This window comes from Streptomyces cellostaticus (genome assembly GCF_001513965.1).
Classification (GTDB): Bacteria; Actinomycetota; Actinomycetes; order Streptomycetales; family Streptomycetaceae; genus Streptomyces; species Streptomyces cellostaticus.
Genome location: NZ_KQ948021.1, coordinates 123,068 through 143,137 on the forward strand (window position 1 = coordinate 123,068; position 20,070 = coordinate 143,137).

Annotated in this window: 4 protein-coding genes; all 4 read right to left on the reverse strand. The window is 74.6% G+C overall.

Annotated elements, in window-relative coordinates; genetic code table 11:
* Window positions 1-77: 77 nt before the first annotated feature.
* The 4 genes from AQI88_RS15600 to AQI88_RS15615 all read right to left on the reverse strand — a co-directional run bounded on the left by AQI88_RS15600 (window position 78) and on the right by AQI88_RS15615 (window position 19,747).
* Window positions 78-1,217 (reverse strand): alpha/beta hydrolase, encoded by a 1,140-nt coding sequence (locus AQI88_RS15600; RefSeq protein ID WP_066998510.1) that lies wholly within the window; start codon window positions 1,215-1,217, stop codon window positions 78-80.
* A complete protein-coding gene (locus AQI88_RS15605) occupies window positions 1,214-4,192 on the reverse strand; it encodes a thioester reductase domain-containing protein (protein ID WP_208615794.1) in 2,979 nt (992 codons plus the stop codon). The genes AQI88_RS15600 and AQI88_RS15605 overlap by 4 nt, the downstream gene beginning before the upstream one ends.
* A gap of 33 nt (window positions 4,193-4,225) precedes the next feature.
* Window positions 4,226-17,857, reverse strand: a complete 13,632-nt coding sequence (locus tag AQI88_RS15610) for a type I polyketide synthase (protein WP_066998513.1) — start codon at window positions 17,855-17,857, stop codon at window positions 4,226-4,228.
* A gap of 162 nt (window positions 17,858-18,019) precedes the next feature.
* On the reverse strand, window positions 18,020-19,747 hold the full coding sequence (locus AQI88_RS15615; RefSeq protein WP_066998516.1) for a fatty acyl-AMP ligase: 1,728 nt from the start codon (window positions 19,745-19,747) through the stop codon (window positions 18,020-18,022).
* Window positions 19,748-20,070: the final 323 nt, after the last annotated feature.

Genomic DNA, 20,070 nt, shown 5'->3' on the forward strand with positions numbered 1-20,070 from the left:
TGGGGTGCGTTCCGGTTACTGACCGGTACGGTAACGGGCTGTACGGGCCGCCGTCACCGGCGTTCGCCGAGGAATTCTCACCGTCGGCCGCCGAGGAAGTCGAGGATGTGCCCGAACACGTCGAGGGCGGCGCCCCGGCCGAGGAAGGTGTCCAGGTGGCCGTAGCCCGGGATCTCGGCGTAGGAGACGTCCAGCTGCGGCTGCCGGTGGGCCAGCACCTCGTGGCAGAGCCGCTGCGAGTCCAGCCACAGCCCGTTCTCGCTGCCCGCGAGGAGCAGCACCGGGGTGTCGATGCGGGCGGCGGCGTCCAGCGCGTTGGGCGGCAGCGCCCGGTAGCGGTGGTCGGTGTCGTGCCAGCGCACCACGCTGCGGGCCAGCTCGATCCGGCGCAGATGGGGCAGGATCCACAGCGGTGCGGGGCCGAGGAGTTCGGCGAGCCGGTCGTGGGTGGCGCCGTCCAGGTTCTCGTGCACGAAGAGCGAAGCGCCCGTGCCCCAGGCCGAATTGTGCAGGATCTGGCAGGTCGGGTCCGGGCAGCTCGCCCTGCGGGAGGCCAGTGCGAACAGCGGCGTGTACTTCGACCACAGGCCCACCTTGCGGAAGTCCACCGGGATGTGGTCGATCCGGGTCTTCAGCAGCTCCCCGGCCACGGACATCCGCAGCGAGGTCCGGCCCCCCAGCTTCGGCGTGAGGAACACCCCTTGGGAGACCACACCGGCCAGGCCCGGGACCAGCCCGGCCGCCAGGCTCATCGAGAGGGTGAGCGAGCCGATGCAGTGCGCGACCACGAACAGCGGCCGTTCTCCGATGCGCCCACGGATGTGAGCCACGGCCTCGGGGATGTCGTACAGCGCCACGTCGTCGTACGTGTAGCGGCGGCCGGTCTCGTTGTACGGCAGCCGGCAGCTGCCCCGCCAGTCCAGCAGCCAGGGCTCGTAGCCCTCGTCGAGCAGGACGTCGACCAGGTTGCGGGTCTCGGGCAGCAGGAACATGTCGGCGGAGGCGGTGTGCCCGTGCAGGAGCAGGACGGCCGGGCGGGCCGGGTCGCCGGTGTCCACGCGGGTCAGGCCGAGGCGGACGCCGTCGCTCGTACCGAACGGGATCTCCTCCATGCGGGCCGGGTCCAGGCGGTGGCGCAGGGGGCGGAGGGCCGCGGCGGTGCGGACCCTGCGGAGCGCCGGCCGGGCCGTCCGGGAGGGAGTGGTCCTGAAGATCATCGGTGGTGCTCCGTGAGGGTGGGGGTGCGACGCAGGTCGAGCAGGTCCGCGGCGGCCCGGGCGAACGGGGCGACAAGGCCGCGGCCCATCTCCAGGCCGAACCAGGCGAGCCAGGTCAGCTTGGCGGCACGCTTCTCCTGGCCGGTCAGGCGCGGGTCGACCTGGATGCCGTCGATCTGGTCGCGGACGTAGGAGTCGGCGGGTACGACGACCTCGCCCAGCAGACTCGCAGCCTCGCCGTCGCGGCCGATCTCCACCGTGAGCGCACGGGTCTGCCGCCACAGGTCACGGCGGGCCCGGGCGTACTTGCGGCCCTCCAGCCACCACAGGCCGCCGTCCGCGTCCCGCAACGCCAGCCGGTAGCGCAGGAGTTGGTGTCGCAGGCCGTGCTGCTGCGGGATGCCCTCGTCGGGGCGGACCCAGACGTCGCCGCGTTCCACGGTCAGCGGATCGGGGTGGATCGCGGCACAGGTCACCTCGCCGGTGACGTCCACGCGGCGCTCCTTGACCAGCTGGTACATGCTCGCGATGGACAGGGTCAGCGCCATCGAGCAAGGGGTCTGTGCGGCGGTGCCGACCGGGCCGACCGCGCCCTCGGTCGTCTCGGCGAACCAGAGGTAGGGCTGGTCGTCCTTGTGCGGGAGGCGGGCGAGGCCGTCACCGGCGAGCTGCTCGAAGGTCTTCAGCTGGGCCTGGGCGTCGTAGCGGGCGGCGGGCGTGAGGCCGAGCGCGGCGACCAGGGCGTCGGTGCGTTCGGCGCCGGCGGCGGGGCCCTTGAGGGTGGCCTCGCACAGCTTCAGCGCGGTGGGACTCTGCAACACCCGGGAGAGGAAGGCGAGTTCGGGTACCGGCTCGGCCTCCAGGCGGGCGAGGGTGTCGGTGCGCCACTCGTCCCAGTCCTGGACGCGTACGTGCATACCGCCCAGGGCCATGTCCCGTACGACGTCGTCGAGGGTGTTGGGCACGCCGGTGAGGTTGTAGTCGAAGCCCCAGGCGTCGGGCTCGCAGATCGCGGCGACCGCGACCCGGCTGACCCAGTCCACCGGGGCCGCGTTGAGGTGGCGGAACGCCGGTACGGTGCGCAAGCGGCCGAAGGCGGAGATCAGGCCGCTGCTGAGGTCCTGCGGGTTGTACGCGCCTGTCCTGGTGTGGCCGCCGATACCGCCCGGGCGGAGTGCGGTGACGACGAGTCCGTGGTCGCGGGCGCGGCGCAGGGCGACCTCGGCGGCCCACTTGGACTGGTCGTAGCCGGAGATGAGCCGGTCGACGTGGGCGAGGGGGTCGTCCTCGCCCATCGAGGTGATGCCGACCTCGTTGAACACGGCGATGGACGAGATGTGGTGCAGCGGCTTGGGGCGGCCGGTGGCGGCGAGTTCGGCGAGGGTGAGCGCGCCGAGGACGTTGCTGCCGCGCAGCGACGGGTAGCCGCGCAGGAAGTCCACGGCGGCCGCCACGCCGACGACGCTGTCGAGTTCGTGCGCGAGGGTGTGCCACTGCTCGTCGGTGAGGCCGAGGCGGGGATGGCGGATGTCACCGGGGACGACGGTGATGCGGCGGCGCACCTCGGACGACCACGGCAGCTTGTAGCTGCGCAGCTGTGCGCCGAGCCGGGCGGTCGCGGCCTCCTCGTCGGCCGCGCGGACCAGGCAGTACACATGCGCGTCGCTGTGCCGCAGCAGGTCGAGCAGCATGTGGCTGCCGAGGAAGCCGGTCGCGCCGGTGAGCAGGACCCGCCGGGGCGGCAGCGGCTCGGGGACGTCGGTGAACGGCAGCCGGTCGGCGAGCGCGAGGTCGGCCAGGATCTGGTCGAGATCTTCTGGGCGGGCGCGGGTGTGGCGGGTGTCGGCGGAGGAAGAGTCGCCGGCTCGGGACGGGGTGGCCGGGACGGCGGGCGGGGTGTGCGGGGCCGGGGCGGGGAAGGTGCTCGGGGCAGGGGCAGAGGTGGGGGCGATGCCCGCCGCAGGTGCCGGGGCAGCAACGACGCTCGCTGCGGGCGCCGAGGCAGCGAACGTGCTTGACGCAGGGACGGGGCTGGGGGCGATGCCCGCCACAGGGACCGAGCCACCTTCGACGCTCGCTGCGGGCGCCGAGGCAGCAACGCCACTCGCCGCCGACGCCGAGGTAGCGAACGTGCTTGACGCAGGGACGGGGCTGGGGGCGATGCCCGCCACAGGGACCAAGGCACCTTCGACGCTCGCCGCGGGCGCCGAGGCCGCAACGGCGCTTACTGCGGGCGCCGAGGCAGGCGGGACACTCGCCGCCGACGCCGAGGTAGCGAACGTGCTTGACGCAGGGACGGGGCTGGGGGCGATGCCCGCCACAGGGACCGAGCCACCTTCGACGCTCGCCGCGGGCGCCGAGGCGGCAACGGCGCTTACTGCGGGTGCCGGGGCAGGAAGAGTGCTCATTGCGGGCAGCGGCGGCGATGGCGTAGCCGCCGGTGTCGTCCCGTCCCCCACCAGCGGCAGCCAGCGTCGGGCCAGGCTGGCCGGGCGGGCGTCCGCGAAGACCTCGTCGAGGTCGACCTCGATGCCCAGCTCGCGCTCCAGTTCGGCGACCAGCTCCACCGCGTCGACGGAGGTGCCGCCCGCGTCGAAGAAGTCGGCGTCGGGTGCCAGTCGGCCGGAGGGCAGGTGGCGCCCGGCCACGGCGGCGATGGTCGCTGCGAGAGAGTCCAGGTCCGGGGCCGGGTGCACCGGGGTCGGGGCGGGCTCGACCGCAGCGACGGTGGCGGTCGTCCGGCCCTCCCGGTCCGGGTCCGGCGCCGCGGCCGGGGTCGGGGCGGGCTCGACCGCGGCGGCCATGGTGCTCGTCAGGCCGTCCAGGTCCGGGGCCGGGGCAGGCTCGGTCGCCGTGCCCGCCGCCCGCACCTTGGCCAGCAGGCCGGCCACGTCGAGTCCGCCGCCGCCCCGTTCGATCGACTCGGCGACCGCCCGCCGGCCGTCGTAGGCCGGATCCTCGTTCACGTCACGCATGAGAGCCCTTCAGGTTGTGCTTGGTCGTGTTCCTCACTGCTGCTCCCAGGAGCGGAACGCCCGCAGGTCTTCGGGCGTGGCGACGACGTCCAGCCGTTCGTCGTCCGGGTCGCCGCCGCCGAGCGCGGCGAGCAGCCGGCGGGCGGGCGCGTTGCGCGAGGTGCGCTGCGCGGTGAGCCGGACCTTGGCACAGCCCAGCTCCTCGGCCCGGTCGGCGAGCCGGGCGAGCAGTCGTTCCTCGACGCCCCGGCCGAGGGCACGGCAGCTCATCAGCCAGGCGAGGACGTCGAGTTGGTCAGCGTCGGCACTGACCGCGAGCAGGGCGATCTGGCCGTAGTCGCCGAACCGGTCCCGGGCCGCCGCTGTCCACACCTCGCCCCGCTCCCGCCACCGGGCGAGGTCGCCGCCGTCGGCGGACCGGGCGCGCAGGGTGAACTGGTTGGTGCGGCGCACGAGTTGTTCGCCACGCTCGACGTCCTGTTCGCCCAGCTCCCTTATGTCGACTTCGAGGTTCAGCCGGGCCAGGAACTCCTCGAAGCCGGCGCCCGCACGGACCGCGTCCCGCTCCCGCTCCTCGGTGTAGAACCGGGCCCGCAGGGCGTCCTCGGCGGTCGCCGCCGCAGGGACCAGGGGCCACAACCGGCCGATGAACGCGGCTAGTTCGGCGCCGGGCGGGCAGGTCACGGACAGCACCTGCGGGAGCGCCGAGCGCATTTTGGCGATCTCGGCCGGGTTGTCGTCCAGGAACAGGAAGCTGTCCGGGCCGAGGTTGAGGGTGCGGGCGGCCTCGGCGAGACGGCCCGGCTTGGGGTCCCAGGCGGCGGACAGCACGCTGAAGTGCTCGGCCTTCAGCAGGCTGTCGGGTCGGTCCAGGACGGCACGGACCGTGGCCTCGTCGTTGTTGCTGACCAGCATGAGCAGTGCGCCCGCGTCCCGCCACTGGAGCAGCCTGCGGGCCAGCAGGGCGCGGGGGCCGGTCAGGTCCACCGTCTCCGGGCCGGTCTCCCCGGCCACTCCGCCCCACAGGGTCTCGTCGCCGTCGACGGCGATCACCTTGGGCGCGGGACGCCGCAGCGCCCGTACGATCTCGGCCAGGCGCAGTGCGACCGCCGCCTGAAAGGCCGGGGTGAAGGGCAGGTGGGCGAGGCGCTCGGTGCGCTCGTCGAAGCGGTCCCCGACAGGGTGGTGCCGGGTCCACTCGTCGGGGCCGAGCACCGCGATGCCGGGCAGTTCGGCCAGGTCGGCGGCGATCTGACGCTCCCAGGCGAGGAAGCGGTCCTCGGCCCGGGCGGTCGGCAGGATGCCGACGACCAGCGGCCTGCGGGTGCGCTCGGCGAGGGACTTCAGCGCGGCCGGGTAGGCGCTGCCCAGTTCGGCGAGGACCCTGTCGTCCACCGGTCCGAAGCGCTCCAGGTCGGCGGCCCGCAGCAGGACGACGCCCACCGCGGTGGCCGGGTCGGCGAGGACGCCGGACGGGTCCTGGAGGGCGGCGAGGACCTGGTGGTACGGCGCCTCGGTGACGGTCGCCCGGTCGTCCTCCAGGGCCGCCTCGCACAGCAGGGGCAGGTTGCCGAGCGCGAAGGTGGCGGCGAGGGCGAGGCGCGGTCCGTCCATGGGTGCCTGGTGTACGGCCGTCGGGTTCTCCCGTACGGCCCCGGTCGCGTCCTCGGCGGTCCGGGCGAGCAACCGCAGGAACTCCTCGCCGAGTTCGGTCGCGGTGTCCGCGTCCAGGATGTCGAGGTTGTGGTCGAGGCGGACGGTGCCCGCGTCCGGAGTCATGGTGATCATCAGGTCGAGGTCGGTGTGACCGGCCCCGGCGGGCAGCACCTCCAGATTCCGCAACCGGCCCGAGAAACGGACGTAGTTGAAGTACACCTCGACCAGGGGTGCGTTGGCGCGGTGCAGGCCCTGGCGGGCGAGGGTGGCGAGGACGTCGGAGAACATGGCGCCCTTCGCCAGGATCTGCCGCAGGCGGCTGTCGGTGCGGACCAGTACGTCGGCGACCCGCTCGCCCGCCGCCGCCTGGGCGGGGAAGGGCACGGGGACGCCGAAGAAGCCCACCGCGCCGTGGGCGTCGGCGTGGATGCGGGTGTCCACGGGCACGGCGAGCACGAACCGCTCCCGCTCCCGCTTCCTGGCCAGCAGCACGGTGAGGGTGCCGAGGCAGAAGGCGGCGGGCGTGACGGCCAGGCCGCTCGCCGCGGCCGAGATGCGTTCGACGAGCCCGTCGGGGACGGTCACGGTGACGCTCCCGGCCCGGTAGGAGCGGGTGTCGGGGCGCGGGCGGGCGAGGGTCAGGTCGAGCCGTTCACTGCCCTGGAAGGCCGCGCGCCAGTCGTCGCCGGGGCCGTCGCCGCCGCCTTGCTGGGCCTCGATCAGCAGGTCGATGTCCCGGTTGGTGACGGCGGCGTCCAGCGGGGTGCCGGAGAGTTCGGCGTCGATCTCCGCAGCCACCAGGAGCAGGGACTGCAGGTCGCTGACCGCGTGGTGGGCGCCGAAGACCAGGATCTGGCCCTGCGGGTCGCCGTCGACGAGTTCGAACCGCCACAGCGGCGGGGTGGCCAGGTCGAAGGGTGGTTCCAGGAGCAGGCGCAGCCGCTCGGCGGCGTTCACGTCCGTGGCGTCGGTCCACCGCAGCAGCGGCCGGGGCAGCGCGCGGTCCACGCGCAGCTGCCGTGCGCCGTCGGCGCCGGTGACGACGGCGGTGCGCAGGGCCGCGTGCCGGGCGGCGAGCCGGTCGAGGATGCCGGTGAGGGATTCCCGGGTGGCCGGGGTGGTCAGCCGTACGGCCAGGCCGACGCCGTGGGCCGCGTCGGGCATGTCCGGCTGGGCGCTGCGCAGGAGTCGTACGACGTCCCGGGTCGCGGGCCGCAGTTCGGTCTCGGGCACGTCCTGGGCGGGTGCCCTCTCGGCCCGCTCGGCCGGTGCGGCGCGCTCGGGCAGGGCCTCGCCGAGGGCGCGGGCGAGGCCGCGGATGTCGGCGGCGGCGAACATGTCGGCGGCCGGGAGTTCGACGCCCAGCTCGCGGGCGAAGGCATTGCGCAGCCGGACCAGCATCAGCGAGTCCAGGCCGAGTTCCTTCAGGGCGGTGGTGGCAAACACGTCCACGGCGCCGCCGGAGACCTCGCCGACGCGGGTCCGCACATAGGTGTCGAGCCATTCGGCGCGTTCCTGCTCGGTGGCGGCCGCGAACACCTTCTGCACGAGGTCGTCGGCGTCGCCGCCGCCCGCCGGGACGCTCACCAGGTCGGCCAGGAGGGGGCGGCTGCGCGCGGCGTCCGGGTCCAGGGCGAGCAGGTCCCGGTCGAGGGCGATCGGGGCGAGCTGGCGGCGGTCGGTGGCCAGCACCCGTTCGAACAGCTCGCCGCCGTCCTGCGGGGAGAAGGCGACCAGGCCCGAGCGGCCGGTCTCGGCGGCCCGGGTGCCGGACTCGGCGACCATGCCGACGCCGGCCCAGGCGCCCCAGTCCAGGCTCAGCGCCCGCCGGCCGGACCGGGAGAGGTGGTGCGCCCAGGCGTCGAGGAAGGCGTTCGCCGCCGAGTACGGGCTCTGCCCCGCCGAGCCCAGCAGTCCGGCCGCCGAGGCGAACAGGATCAGATTCCGGGCTTCCGGGACCAGCTCGGTGAGCAGGGCGGTGCCGAGCACCTTGGGTGCGAGGACGCGCCGCACGCGCTCGTCGGTGAGGTTGACCAGGGTGGCGTCGTCCAGGACACCGGCGGCGTGGACCACGGCGGCGATGGGGCCGGCCTCGCGGCGTACGGCGTCCAGGGCGGCGGCGAGTGCGGGGCGGTCGGCGACATCGGCGCGGGCCAGCTGGACGGTGACCCCCTGCTCTTCGAGGCCCCGGATCCAGGCGGTGGCGGCCGCGTCGGGCGTGCCGCGGCTCAGCAGGGCGAGCCGCCGGGCGCCCCGGCGCACCAGCCGTTCGGCGACGATGCGGCCGAGGCCGCCCAGGCCGCCGGTGATCAGGTGCACGCCGTCCGGCTGTGCGGGGTGGCCGCCCTCGTCGGGGCGGGTGCGGGCCAGGCGCGGGACGAGGCGGCCGGCGCCGCGCAGCGCGACCAGGCGTTCGTCGTCCGCGTGCCACAGCTGGGTCCACAGCGCCTCGGTGCCGCCGTCGGCGGGCAGGTCGACCAGGGTCGTGGCGAGTTCCGGGTGTTCCTGGGCCACGGCGAGCCCGAAGCCCCAGGCGAGGGCCTGCTGCGGATGTGTCACCGCCGTGCTGTCACCGGCGGCCTGGCTGCCGCGTACGACGACGAACAGGCGCGTTGCCCGGCTCGGCGGCCGCTCGCGCCCGGCGAGGGCGCGGACCAGGTGCAGGGTGGTCAGGCAGCACAGCCGGGCCGCTTCCTCGGCGCTGTGGTCGTCGGAGACCGGCGGGGCGTCGAGCGCGGACAGCTGGACCACCCGGGCGGGCGGCGCGTCCGTGAACGCGTCGTCCAGGAGCCGGGCCAGCTGGACCGGGTCGGCCGGGTCGAGGACATAGCGGCCGGGGCCCTCGGTGCCGTACGCGGTGCCTCGGCGGGCGACGACATGCGGCGCCGAGTCGCCGAGGCGGTCGGCCAGTTCGTCGGCGACCCCGCTCTCGTCGGCGAGGATGAGCCAGCCGCCCTCGGCGGACTGCTCCTGTGCCGCGGGGCGGGGCTGCCAGCGGGTCTCGAACAGGGCGCCGTCCAGCGGGGAGAGCGCGGCGAGCCGGAACTCGTCGGCGGCGAGGACGAGTTGGCCTTTGTCGTCCCACAGGCGCAGGTCGAGGAGGGCGCTGTCGCCGTCCACCGAGCGCAGGTCGCAGCTCACCCAGGCCGGTGGGGTGCCGAGGCCGGTGAGCCGTACGCGTCCGGCGCCAGCGGGCACGAAGGCCCGGCCGTCGGGTGCGTCGGCGGGCAGCGCGGCCGCGTGGAAGGAGGCGTCGAGCGTGGCGGGGTGCAGGAGGTGACCGGCGGCGGGCCGGGCGGTCAGGCGGGCCACCGCGGTCGCGCTGCCGTCCCGGTGGCCGTCCTCCAGGCCCCGGAAGGCGGGGCCGTAGTCGATGCCGAGGGCGGCGAGGCCGGCGTAGAGGGCGGGCAGGTCGACCTGCTCGGTGCAGCGCTCGCGCAGTGCGGCGAGCCCCGGCTCCGCTGCCGGGCCGGGCTCCGGCGGGCCCGCGATCCGCCCGGTCACGTGCCGTTGCCACTGCCGCTCACCGGCGGGCGCCGAGGCGATGGTGAAGTCCCGGAAGCCGTCCTCGGCGGGTTGCAGCACCAGTTGCAGCCGTACCGGCCGGTCGGCGTCCAGGCGCAGGGGCTGGACGAACCGGACGTCGGACAGGTGCACCTCGTCGCCGTCCGAGACGGTGGCCGCGGCCTCCAGCGCCAGGTCGAGGAAGGCGGCCCCCGGCAGCCACACCTCACCCGTGACCCGGTGGTCGGTCAGGTAGGCGAAGCGGCTGTCGGTCAGGTCGATCTCGCTCTGGAAGAGGTCCCGGCCGGGCTCGTCGCTGGCCTGGACGTGGGTGCCGAGCAGTGGTGAGCCGCCGGTGGAGGCAGCCCGGACGGGGGCGAGCCAGTGGCGTTCGCGGGCGAAGGCGTGGGTGGGCAGGGCGGCGCGGCGGCCGCGCGGGAAGAGCGCCGTCCAGTCGGGCGTGTGCCCGGCCGTGTACAACTCCCCCAGCCTGCCGAGGAGTACGTCGTGGCCGTCCCGTCCGCGGCGCAGTGAGCCGATACCGGCCGCGTCGATGCCGGCTTCGGCGGCGACCGCCTCGATCACCGGGGTGAGCGAGGGGTGCGGGCTGAGCTCCACGAAGTGGCGGAAGCCGTCGTCCAGCATCCGGCGGATCGTCTGCGCGAAGCGGACCGGCTGCCGGAGGTTCGCGAACCAGTAGGCGGCGTCCAGGCTGTCCCCGGGGACCGGTTCGGCCAGCACGGACGAGTACAGCGGGGTCTGGGTGCGGGTGCCGCGGATGCCGGAGAAGCGGTCGAGGAGTTCCGCGCGCAGGGGTTCCATGAGCGGGGTGTGCGAGGCGAACGGCGTCGACAGGACGCGGCTGGGGATGCCGCGCTCCTCCAGGTGGCTGCCCAGTGCGGCGAGCGCGTCGGCCTCGCCGGAGACGGCGGTGGCGCCGGGGCTGTTGACGGCGCCGACGAAGAGCCGCCCGGCGTAGGGGGTGAGCAGGTCCTCGACGTCCGCGGGTGGCAGTTCCACGGCGAGCATGCCGCCGTGCCCGACGAGCGGCACCACCGCCGCGGCCCGCCCGGTGACGGCCGTCACGGCCTCGTCCAGAGTGAGGGCTCCGGCGCTGTAGGCGGCAGCGATCTCGCCCAGGCTGTGGCCGACGACCGCGTCCGGGGTGACGCCGAGTTCCCGCCAGGCGGCGGCCAGGGCCGCGTTGACGGCGAAGAGGACCGGCTGGAGGTATTCGGTGCGGTCGAGCGGGGAGAACTCCTCGGGTGCGCGCAGCACGTTGAGCACCGACCAGCCGACGTGCCGTTCGACGGCCGCGTCGATCCGGGTCAGCTCGGTCCGGAAGGCCTCGCTCTGGGACAGCAGCTCAAGGCCCATGCCGGTCCACTGGCCGCCGTGCCCGGCGAACACGAAGGCCACCTTGCCGCCCTGGTCCTCGCGGGGCGCGGGCACGGGCTTGCGTCCGCTGCCCAACGCCTTGAGGGAGGAGAGCAGTTCGTCCCGGTCGCCCGCGACGAGTGCGGTACGCCACTCGAAGTGACTGCGGTGCCGCGCCAGGGTGTGGGCGACGTCCGGAAGGGCGGTGTCGGCGGTGACGTACCGGGCGAGCCGGGCCGCCTGCCCGCGCAGCCCGGCCTCACTGCGTCCGGAGAGCACGAACAGCCGCTTTCCGTCCGGGAGTTCTTCCTCCGCTGCGGGCGGCCCGGCCGGGGCCTCCTCGACGATGACGTGGGCGTTGGTCCCGCTGATGCCGAAGGCGCTGACCCCGGCCCGCCGCACCCGCCCCGCCGTCGCCGGCCAGGCGACCGGCTCCTGGAGCAGTTGCAGCCCGCTGCCCTCCCACTCGACGTGCCGGCTCGGCGTGTCGGCGTGCAGGGTGCGCGGGAGGCTCTGGTGGCGCAGCGACTGCACGACCTTGATCAGACCGGCGACGCCCGAAGCGGCCTGCACATGGCCGATACTGGACTTCAGGGAGCCCAGGTACAGCGGCCGGTCCTGGGGGCGGGAGGCCGCGAAGACCTGGGCCAGGGCATGGGCCTCGATCGGGTCGCCGAGGGTGGTCCCGGTGCCGTGCGCCTCGATGTGGTCGATGTCGGCGGGTGCCAGCCCGGACCGCTCCAGCGCGCGGCGGATCACCTCTTGCTGGGCCGGGCCGTTGGGCGCGGACAGGCCCTGGCTGCGGCCGTCCTGGTTGACGGCGGTACCGCGCAGCACGGCCAGCACCTCGTCGCCGTCCCGCTCGGCGTCGCTCAGCCGCTTGAGGACGAGCATGCCCGCGCCCTCGGCCCAGATGGCGCCGTCGGCGTCGTCGGAGAAGGAGCGGCAGCGGCCGGTCGGGGACAGTCCGCGCAGGCGGCTGAACTCCACGAAGGTCTGCGGGGTCACCATCAGCGTCACCCCGCCGGCCAGGGCCAGATCGCACTCTCCCAGGCGCAGTGCCTGGGCGGCCAGGTGTGTCGCCACCAGGGAGGACGAGCAGGCCGTGTCCACGGTCAGCGCCGGTCCGTGCAGGCCGAGCGCGTACGCCAGCCGTCCGGAGGCGACGCTGAGCGCCGAGCCGGTGCCGACGTAGCCGTCGAGCTGGTCGAGGCGGGAGCCCGCCAGGTAGTCGCTGCCGAACATGCCGACGTAGACGCCGGTGGTGCTGCCCGCGAGCCGGGCGGGCACGATGCCGGCGCGTTCCAGCGCCTCCCAGGACGTCTCCAGGAGCAGCCGCTGCTGCGGGTCCATGGCGGCGGCCTCCTTCGGGGTGATGCCGAAGAACCCCGCGTCGAAGGACTCGATGTCGTCCAGGAAGCCGCCCTCGCGGGCGTAGGACTTGCCCGGGGCGTCCGGGTCGGGGTCGTACAGCGCGTCCACGTCCCAGCGTGCGGCGGGGAACGGGCCGACGGCGTCCCGGCCCTCGGCGACCAGCCGCCACAGGCCGTCCGGGTCTTCGACTCCGCCGGGCAGCCGGCAGGCCATGGCCACGACGGCGATCGGTTCGTCGGTGGCGGGCGCGGTCGCATGAGCCCGCCGGCCCTTGCGTGATGGGTGACCCAGCACGTCGGCCAGCAGGTACCCGGCGAGCCGGTCAGCGGTGGGGTGGTCGAAGAGGAGGGTGGCGGGCAGGCGGGTGCCGAGCCGGGCGCCGATGCGGTTGCGCAGTTCGACGGCGGTGACGGAGTCCATGCCGAGGTCGCGCAGCGGCCGGCCGGGGCGTACGGACTCGGCCGAGCGCAGGCCGAGGGCGCGCGAGACCTCGTCGCGGACCAGGGCCAGGACACGCTCGGCCCGCTCGGCCTCGGGCAGCCGGGCCAGGCGGTCGGCGAGGGCCTCTCCTCCGGTGCTGCGCGGCGCGGGCAGCAGCGAACGCCACAGGGCGGCGTGGGCGGCGCCGGACCCGCGCAGGCGGGGCAGGTCGAGGGCCCAGGCGACCAGGTGCGGGGCGCCCTGCCGCAGGGTCAGCTCGACCAGGTCACGGCCCTGGTCCGGGGTGAGGGCGCGGTGGCCGAGCCGGGCCATGCGGTCCAGGTCGGCGTGGGCGGCGGCGAGGCCTTCGCCGGCCCAGGCGCCGAAGGAGACGGAACTGCCGGGCAGGCCCAGGGCCCGCCGGTGGTGGGCGAGTTGGTCGAGGAAGACGTTGGCGGCAGCGTAGTTGCCCTGGCCCGCGTTGCCGACGACTCCGGCGGCCGAGGACACCAGCAGGAAGAGGTCCAACGGGGCGTCCGCGGTGAGCCGGTGCAGATGGGCGGCCCCGTCGACCTTGGGCCTGAGCACCCGGGCCAGCCGCTCGGGCGTCAGCTCCGCGACCACGCCGTCGTCGAGGATCCCGGCGCAGTGCACGACACCGCGCAGGGGCAACTCCTCGCCGACACGGGCGAGTACGCGGGCGACCGCGGCCGGGTCGGTGACGTCACACGCGACGACCTCGGTCTCGGTGCCGAGCGCAGCCAGTTCGGAGACCGTCTCGGCCGTGCGGGGGTCTTCGGCACCTCGACGGGCCGTCAACAGGAGCCGGGGAACACCCCGTTGAGCGAAGAGGCCCGCGATCTGGCGGCCGACGGCTCCCAGACCACCGGTGATCAGAACGGTTCCGTCCGTGGGGATGTGTGCGGCCCCGCGGTGGTCGGGTCGGGCACGCACCAGCCGGGGTGCGAACAACTTGCCTTCACGGAGGGCGAGTTCAGGTTCGTCACCCAGGGCGGCGACCGCCCTGAGTGCCGCCGCGGGGTCGCCGTCATCGAGGTCCAGCAACGTCAGCCCGAGGTCCGGGTGTTCGGCACGGGCGCTACGGGCCAGGCCCCACAGCGCCGACTGGGCGTATCCGGGAACCGGGTCGCCGTCGGTGGCGGCGACCGCGCCACGGGTCACCCACACGGTCCGGGCGGGCGTCCGGTCCTCGGGGAGCGCAATGAGCCGCTGCAGCTCGGCGAGCGCGGTGGCCGCCGACTCGTGGGCGCCGGAGACCGGTTCGTCGGGGCGCGGCCAGAAGCGTACGGCGACGTCGGCGCCCGGCTCAGGACAGTCCGGGCCGCCCAGGGCAGCCGCGACCTGCGGGTCGGCCGGCTCTCCCGTCACGGCCCAGGTGAGGTCCGGCGCGGCGGCGGGCGGATCCTCGGTGACGGCGGTCCACGCCACCTCGTACAGGTGCCGCGCGGTCTCCGGCCCGGCGGCGAGGTCGGCCGGTTCGGCGGCGCGCAGCCGTACCGCCTCCAGGCGCCCGGCGGGCAGGTCGTCGGCGTCCCACAGGGTGATGTCCAGGGTGAGGTCCGTGGCGGATCCGCCGGTGCGCCGCACCTGCGCGGTCAGCTCGCCCGTGCCGCTGCGGGGCAGGACGCAGCGGCCCACGGCGACGGGGAGCAGGGCGCGCCCTTCGGCCGCTTCGAAGGCGGCGGTCACATGGAGGGCTGCGTCCAGCAGGGCCGGGTGGACCGGGTACGGGTCGGCGACGTCATGGGCGACGGGCGGCAGGCAGAGGCGGGCGAGGAGTTCTCCGTCGACGGTGGTGACCGCCGATCGTACGGCCCGGAAGGCGGGCCCGTAGCCGAGGCCGAGAGCGGCGAGACGGTCGTATGTCCCCCCGGTCCAGGCCTCTTCGGCGGTGTCGGGCCACGCCGGGGGGTGACCTGCGGTGGGCGGGGCCGGCTCGGCTGCCGAGGCGGTGGCGTGCAGGGTCCAGCCGAGGGCGTCGTGGCCGCGCGGGCGGCTGTGCACGGTGATCTCGGGTACGGCTCCTGCGGTGACGACCTCGACGGAGACCTCGACCGTGCCGGAGGCCGGCAGTACGAGGGGGCTGAGCAGGAGGAGGTCGCCGAGGTCGGCCGGACGGTCCGGGCGGGCCACGGCGAGCGCGGCGCGGCACAGCTCCATCAGGGTGGTGCCGGAGACCACGGTGCGGCCGAACACGGTGTGGTCGGTCAGCCAGTCGGCGGTGGCATGCGACCACTCGTTGCGGAAGGTCCAGCGGGTCTCGTCGGCGGACTGGAGCTGGATGCCCAGGAACGGGTGTGCGGCGCGGTCGAAGAGGGCGGGGCCGCCGGTGGCGGTCTCGGGTTCGGTCCAGTGGCGCTGCGGGTCCCAGGCGTAGGTCGGCAGGTCGGCGCTGTCGCCGTCGGGGACCAGGCGGCGCCAGTCGATCCGCCGTCCGTGGACGTGGAGTTCGGCGGCGGCCCGGTCCAGGCAGGCGGGCCCGTTCTCGTCCCGGTGCAGCGAGCCGACGGCGGTCAGGTCGTGGCCGGTGTCCTCGCCGATGGTGCGCAGTGCGGTGAGCAGGGCCGGGTGGGGGCCGAGTTCCACGAAGTGGCGGTAGCCGTCGGCGAGCATGCGCTCGACGGTGGGTGCGAAGCGGACGGTGTCGCGGAGGTTGGTGTACCAGTAGCCGGCCTCCAGTTCCCCGGTGACCGGTTCGGCGGTGACCGTGGAGTACCAGGCGATGTCCGTCGGGCAGGTGGTGACGCCGTCGAGTTCGTCGAGGATCCGTGCGCGGACCGGTTCGACCTGGGCGCTGTGGGAGGCGTAGTCGACGTCGAGCCGGCGGACGAACACCTGGCGCGCTTCGAGGCCGGCGAGCAGGGCCTGGAGCGGTTCCACCGCGCCCGCGACCACCGTGGCGCGACCGCTGTTGACGGCGGCGACCGAGACACTCCCGTCGAGCAGGGCCTCCACCTCGGCGTGGGGCAGCGCGACCAAAGCCATGGTGCCGGTGCCGGACAGTCCGGTCAGGGCCTGGCTGCGCAGGGCGACCACGGCGGCCGCGTCGTTGAGGCTGAGCGCCCCGGCCACACAGGCCGCGGCGACCTCGCCCTGGCTGTGCCCGATCACGGCGTCCGGGCGGACGCCCCGGGCCCGCCACACGGCGGCCAGCGACACCATCACGGCGAACAGGGCAGGCTGGACGACGTCCACCCGGTCCGGCGACGGGGCGCCGGCGTCGCCGCGCAGCACAGCCGCGACGGACCACTCGGTGAACGGGCGCAGCGCCGCGTCGCAGCGGTCGAGCTCGTCGGCGAACACGGGGTCCTGGTCCAGCAGGTCGCGGGCCATTCCGGCCCACTGGCTGCCCTGCCCGGGGAAGACGAATGCCAGTTTTCCGGCGGGGGCGCCCTGCTCGGGGCCCGCGGTGAGGTCCGGATCGGGATGCCCGTCGGCGAGGGCCCGCAGGGCGTCCAGGAGCCGGGCGCGGTCGGACGCCTGGACGACGGCCCGGTGGTCGAAGTGGGTGCGGTGGTGGGCGAGGGTCGCCGCGACCGCGGGGAGCGGCAGCTCCGGGCGCGTTTCGAGGGCGTCGAGCAGCCGGGCGGCCTGGCCGTGGAGGGAGGGGAGGCTGCGGGCGGAGAGGGGGAAGAGGGCGGGGGTGGGCTGCTCTTCGGGCGTGGGCTGCTCTTCAGGAGTGGGGGCGCCCGGGGGCTGCGGTGCCTCCTCCAGGACGACGTGGGCGTTGGTGCCGCTGATCCCGAATGCGCTGACCCCGGCCCGGCGCACCCGGTCCCCGCCGCGCGGCCAGGCCTGTCGGGCGCTCTGCACGTGCAGGCCGCTGCCGGTCCAGTCGATGTGGTCGGTGAGGCGCTCGGCGTGCAGGGACGCCGGGATGTGCTCGTGGCCGAGCGCGAGGACGGTCTTGATGACGCCGGCGATGCCCGCGGCCGCCTGGGTGTGGCCGATGCGGGACTTCAGGGAGCCGATGCCGAGCGGCCGGCCGGCGGGGCGGTCCGGCCCGAACACGTTCGCCAGTGCCCGGAGTTCGATCGGGTCGCCGAGCGGGGTGCCGGTGCCGTGGGCCTCGACGTGGTCCAGGTCGTGCGGGGCGAGCCGGGCCGCGTCCAGGGCGGCGCGCAACACCCGTTCCTGGGCCGGACCGTTGGGGGCGCTCAGACCCTGGCTGCGGCCGTCCTGGTTGATCGCCGAGCCCTTGACGACCGCCAGGATCCGGTCGCCGTCCCGGCGTGCGTCCGCGAGCCGCTTGAGCAGGACGAGACCGCAGCCCTCGGCCCATACGACACCGTCCGCGTCGGCGGAGAAGGGACTGCACCGCCCGGACGGGGACAGCCCGCGCAGCCTGCTGAACTCGACGTGCCCGCGCGGGGTGACCAGCAGCGTGGCCCCGCCGGCCAGGGCGAGATCGCACTCCCCGCCCGCCAGGGCGCGCGCCGCCAGGTGCAGGGCGACCAGCGAGGACGAGCAGGCGGTGTCGACGGTGACCGCGGGTCCCTGCAGGCCGAGGGTGTAGGCGATGCGTCCGGAGGCGACACTGGCCGCCGTGCCGGTGCCGACGTGCCCGTCGAGCTGGGCGAGCGAGGCGGAGGCGAGGTAGCCGCTGTCGTACAGGCCGAGGTAGACGCCGGTGGAGCTGCCGTTCAGGGACTGCGGGAGGATTCCGGCGCGTTCCAAGGTCTCCCAGGTGGTCTGGAGGAGCAGCCGCTGCTGGGGGTCCATGGCGGCGGCCTCGCGCGGGGAGATGCCGAAGAAGGCGGCGTCGAAGCGGTCGATACCGCCTTCGAGGAAGCCGCCGCGCAGGGTGTAGGCGAAGCCGGTGGCTTCGGGGTCGGGGTCGTACAGCCCGTTCGTGTCCCAACGGCCCGCCGGGGCTTCGCAGATGGCGTCCTCGGCGGTGGTCAGCAGCCGCCACAGGGCCTCGGGGTCGTCGGCTCCGCCGGGGAAGCGGCAGGCCATGGAGATGATCGCCACGTCGTCGCCGGGGTCGCCGGTCCGGTCCACGGCGGGACTCGGCGAGGGCACCTGTGCGGGCGGCTGTGGGAAGACGGCGTCCGCGACCGCGGCGATCGTGGGGTGGTTGAAGACGAGGGACGGTTCCAGGGGGCGGCCGGTCAGTGCGCCCAGTTCGGCGGCCAGGGTCACCAACTGGCGTGATCCCAGGCCGAATTCGGCCAGCGGCCGGTCCGGGTCGACGTGGGCCTGATCGGTCCCGGCCGCCTCGGCGACAGCCGATGCCAGCCAGGCCCGGACGCCCGCGGAGGTCGTCAGGGACGGCTCGGGGGTGTGCTTCGGGGTCTCGTGCGCAGGCATCTGGGCAGGTGTCCTCGTGAACTCGGGCTCAGGGTGGATTCCGCACCGGGCGAGGGGTGCGCGGTACGGCGAAAGGGAGGGGCCACGGCCCGCACCGGGGCCGCAGGGACCAAGAGGTGCCGGGCCGCCGGCTCCGACGAGCGCACCGGCGGCGGGGGTGTTTCACCCCACGGCGGCCGCGGCCGTCACCAGGGAGAGGGTGCCGTCGAGGTACGCGGTCCGGGTGGCGCGGCGCTGGATCTTCCCGCTGGAGGTCTTGGGGATGCTGCCGGGCCGGACGAGGACGACGTCGCGCACGGACAGGCCGTGCACGTCGCCGACCGCGCTGCGGATCAGGTCAGTGATCTTCTCGGACTCGCCGGCCGTGTCGGGGGTGATCTCGGCGACGAGGACGGGCTGTTCGCCCTCCGCTCCGGTGTCCACGGGGAAGGCCGCGGTGCAGCCGGGGCGCAGGGCGGGATGGGTCAGTTCGGCGGTCAGCTCCAGGTCCTGCGGGTAGTGGTTGCGGCCGTCGACGACGATGAGGTCCTTCAGCCGGCCGGTGACGAACAGTTCACCGTCCCGCAGGAAGCCGAGGTCGCCGGTGCGCAGGAACCGGCCCTCGCGGCCGGTTCGCGAGCCGCGGAACGTCTGGCGGGTGGCGAGGGTGTTGCGCCAGTAGCCCTTGGCGACACTCGCCCCGCCCACCCAGATCTCGCCGGCCTCCCCCTCGGGCAGTTCCTCCAGCCGCTCGGGGTGGACGATCGCCACGCTCACGCCCGCACCGGGGCGGCCGCAGCCCACGGCGGCCGCGTCGGCCTCGCCCGCGTTCGGGGCCCCGTCGGCGGCGGCGAGCAGCGTCGGCGGGGTGTCCGGCGTGCCGCCGGTGACCATCAAGGTGGCCTCAGCCAGGCCGTAGCAGGGGTAGAGGGCCTCGCGGCGGAATCCCGCGCGGCCGAAGGTGTCGGCGAAGCGGCGCAGCGTGGCCGCGCGCACCGGTTCGGCGCCGTTGAAGGCGACCTTCCACGCGCTGAGGTCGAGGCTGTCGAGGAGGTCCGGGCCGGCGTGCTTCAGGCACAGCTCGTAGGCGAAGTTGGGGCCGCCGCTGGTGTGCGGGCGGTAGCGGCTGACGGCGGTGAGCCAGCGGGCCGGCTGCTGGAGGAAGTGCAGGGGTGAGAACAGGGTGGCGGTGGCGCCGAGGTACACCGTGTTCAGGACCGGGCCGATGAGCCCCATGTCGTGGTAGACCGGCAGCCAGCTGACGAACATCTCGTTGTCGTGCGCGGCGATCGCCTCGGGTGTGTGGCCCATGCGCTCGGTGATGACCCGCTCGTTGGCCAGCAGGTTGCCGTGGGTGATCGCGACCCCGCGCGGGGCAGAGGTGGACCCGGAGGTGTACTGGAGGAACGCGACGGTGTCCGGGCCGAGTTCGGGTTCGCGCCAGGCGGCCGCCGCGTCGTCGGGGATGTCCTCGGTGGCGACGCGGGCGATCACGTCGAGTTCGGGCAGCTGCCCGGCCGTGCCGTCGAGCGCGGCGATCACGTCGCGCCCTCCGAGGACGACCTTGGCGTCCGCGTCGGCCAGCAGGCGCTTCATCCGGCTCAGCGCACGGTGGTTCTGCGCGCGGCCCTGCGGGGGCACGCCCGGTACGGCGACCACACCTGCCGAGAGGCAGCCCAGATAGGCGCAGATGAACTCCAGGCCGGGCGGGTACAGCAGCATGGCGCGCGAGCCGGCCAGTCCGCGCTCCTGCAACCAGGCGGCGACGGCCCGGGAGCGGGTGGCCAGCCGGTCGTAGGTGAGTTCCTGGATATCTCCGTCGCAGTCACCGGTCACGAGATGGCGGTACGCGGTGCGCTCGGGATGGTTCGAGGCGTGCACGGTCAATAAATCGACCAGGGAACGTGCCATAGGGCGAGTCTCACCTGTCTGCGTGGGTGGGCGAGGAAACGGGAGTGCGGGCGGCGCCGTGCGCGACCGGACGGAGCGTGGTCAACCCAGCTTCGTTGCAGGGTCGTTGGGCTCGGCTCCCCGCACTGGGAGCCATGGACCGGACGGCCGCTGGCGATCCCCCCGCAACAGCTTGCTACCGGTGAGTAACACCATAGCAGTCCGAGTGATCGAAGAGTCGAACACACGTAAACGCTTTGTAACCAAGCGAGTTGACGCACCCCATCCAGCAGGCCACGCAGCGTAACCGAATATTCCCTTTTGACCCCGAATGCCGGACGCGT